Consider the following 2,625-nt stretch of genomic DNA (forward strand, 5'->3'; position numbering starts at 1 on the left):
CGACGCATCCGGCGGCTTCGAGATGACGACGATCGCCTCGGTCGCCGGGTCGCGGGAGAGCGCATCGAGGGCCATCCGCGTCATCTCGCCCCCCACCGCCGCCGAGAGATCGCGGCCGCCGACGCCGATCCCCTGGGAGATCCCCTCCCCCGCGCCCGCGAGCATGGAGGCCACCGCCTGAAGGCCCGTCCCGGAGGCGGCGACGATTCCGACCCTCCCCCGCGGGACCACATTCGCAAACCCGAGCGCCGTCCCGTTCAGATAGGCGGTTCCGCAATCGGGCCCCATGCAGAGGAGGCCCCGGCCGGCGGCCTCGCGTTTGAGGCGCACCTCCGCCTCGAGCGAAACGTTGTCGCTGAACAAAAATACGTGGAGGCCCCGCTGCAGTGCGCGCTCGGCCTCGAAGGCGGCAAACTCCCCCGGAACCGATATCGCCACCAGATTGGCGTCTGGGAGCACCGAGAGGGCGGATTCGAGTGTGCGTGGGAGGTAATCGTCTCCCTCCTCGGCCGCGCCCTTCCGCGCGGAGATCAGCTGCTTTCCGGCTTCGAGGGCGCTTTCGGCGGCGGCGGCGCTTTCCGCCCGCACCGCCAGAACGAGATCGTTGACTGCCGCGCCCCGGCTCTCATCGGAGGCCATGCCGGCTTTTTCGAGTATGGCCTGGTTCGAGGGCGTGCCCATGAGGGCGGCAGCCTCCTCGACGCCCGGCAGGGACCGGACGGTTTGGGCGAGCCGCATCAGGACGACGGAATCCTGGTAGAAAGACTTCAGGATCAAGATTCGGAGTGCCATGCGGGCCTAGTCCCTCACCGGCCCACTCACGACGGGCATCATGGGCTCCTCGTCATCGCCGACGGGAGCGGCAGAGAGCCGCGCCAGGAGAGCGGCCATTTCCTTCGCGCCCTCGCGCGTTTTTTCGCCCGCAGCGACGCCGTAGAGGGCACGGGCCGCTTTCAGAATCGCATCCGCTCCCCCGGCGGGTTCTTGCGGTGAATTCATGAATGCACTCCACGCGAAATGGGTCAACCCTTCACGGCAGAACCAGGAAATGAACGCGCACAAGTAAAACGCATGCGGAAAAAACGGGGGGACCGGCGGATTGCCGGAGAGCCGCCGAAGATTACACTTTTTCTCCGCCCCACCCGAAGACGGCCCCTTTTCCCTTTTCGGAAAGCTGCCCCTTCCATCTCTCGAAAAGGTTCTGATCGAGGCCGAGCGCGTCGAGCGTCTTGCCGACCACGTGGTCGATCAAATCCTCCATTGTGTGCGGCATGAAATAAAACCCCGGGGAGGCCGGCAGGATCATGACGCCGAGGCGCGCCAGCTTCAGCATGTTCTCCAGATGGATCGCCGAGAGCGGCATCTCGCGGGGTACCAGAACGAGTTTCCGGCTCTCCTTCAAAATCACGTCCGCAGAGCGGCCCACCAGATTCTCCCCCGTTCCGGCCGCGATCTGACCCAGCGTTTTCATCGAGCAGGGGATGATGACCATCGCGTCAATTCCCGCGCTGCCGCTCGCCGGGAGCGCCCCGATATCCGCCTCCGGGTAGGCGAAATCCGCCAGCCCCTCGAGGTCCTGCACATCCCGGCCGGTCTCGTGCTTGAGCACCCGGCGGCCCGCCTTGGTGACCACCAGATGGCTCTCCACCTCGGGGAAGGCCTGCCGCAACACTTCGAGAAAGCGCGCCCCGTAGATAGCGCCCGATGCCCCAGTAACGCCGACCACCAGTTTCACGAGATATCTCCGATATTTGACCGTTGCGGCTTAGAGGGAAATATTAACCTTTCTTCCCCTCCGCCCGCCACCGGAATTCCGCCCCCCGCCCACAGCGGGATTTAGGGATTTTTCCTGCGGGCACTTCGCTTTTTCCAGATTTTTTCAAAATCCCGGTAAAGGAGCGAATAATCCTTCTCACTCATCCCGCTGGCAATGGCCTTTTCCAGAAAGGCGTGAGTCACCTCCCCCAACCGCGTCTCCGCCTTGAGCCGCCTGCCCATCTCCACCGCCATGCGGAGGTCTTTTTCGAGATTGTAGACGCGGGATCGCGCATCCCACTTCCCCGAGAGGATGTGCCGCGGAAAGCGGAACTCGCTCGCATAGGTCCGCGCGTTGGAGACGTTGAAAACCGCGATCATGTCATCGAGCTGGATTCCCGCCCGCCGGGCCATCTGCCCCGCCTCGCAGGTCGCAAGATAGGCGGTGTGGGTGACCATGTTGTGGATCAGCTTCATGGTGTGGCCCGCGCCGCTGGCGCCGAGGTAAAAGATGTTCCGGCCGATGGGGGCCAGAAAGCGCCGGGTCCGGCGGAAGGCCTTCGCATCCCCCCCGATCATGAGGGTCAGGGTGCCCGCCTCGGCGCCGGTCGCCCCGCCGCTCATCCCGGCATCGAGGTAGGCGGTGCCCTTTTGTGCCGCCCGCCTGGCGAGGCGTCCGGAGGCCGCGGGGTCGGCGGTCGTCAGATCGTAGATGACAAGTCCCTTCCGTGCCTGGGCGAGGACCCCATCGCGTCCCCCCAGAGAGGCCGCGATCTCCTTGGTGCCCGGGACGACGAAAAAAATCACCCGGCACCTGGCCGCCATCTCCCCCGGCGGAAGAGCCGCCACCCCGCGGTTTTTTTCCAGTTT

General features: G+C 65.1%; 4 protein-coding genes. All 4 read right to left on the reverse strand.

Features of this window, described 5'->3' with window-relative positions:
• A partial coding sequence (locus O2807_14440; protein ID MDA1001702.1) for an oxidoreductase occupies positions 1–792 on the reverse strand: 792 nt, incomplete at its 3' end.
• 6 nt (positions 793–798) lie between these two features.
• Positions 799–999: a hypothetical protein gene (locus O2807_14445; protein ID MDA1001703.1), complete on the reverse strand. Its 201-nt coding sequence runs from the start codon at positions 997–999 to the stop codon at positions 799–801.
• Positions 1,000–1,120: 121 nt separating this feature from the next.
• Positions 1,121–1,735: a UbiX family flavin prenyltransferase gene (locus O2807_14450; protein MDA1001704.1), complete on the reverse strand. Its 615-nt coding sequence runs from the start codon at positions 1,733–1,735 to the stop codon at positions 1,121–1,123.
• Positions 1,736–1,836: 101 nt separating this feature from the next.
• A partial coding sequence (locus O2807_14455; GenBank protein MDA1001705.1) for an NAD(P)-dependent oxidoreductase occupies positions 1,837–2,625 on the reverse strand: 789 nt, incomplete at its 5' end.

The organism is bacterium, assembly GCA_027622355.1.
Taxonomy (GTDB): Bacteria; UBA8248; UBA8248; order UBA8248; family UBA8248; genus JAQBZT01.

What these genes read in the sequence shown, in the direction of transcription:
- O2807_14445 (MDA1001703.1), bottom strand. Translation starts at nt 999, where the DNA reads ATGAATTCACCGCAAGAACCCGCCGGGGGAGCGGATGCGATTCTGAAA.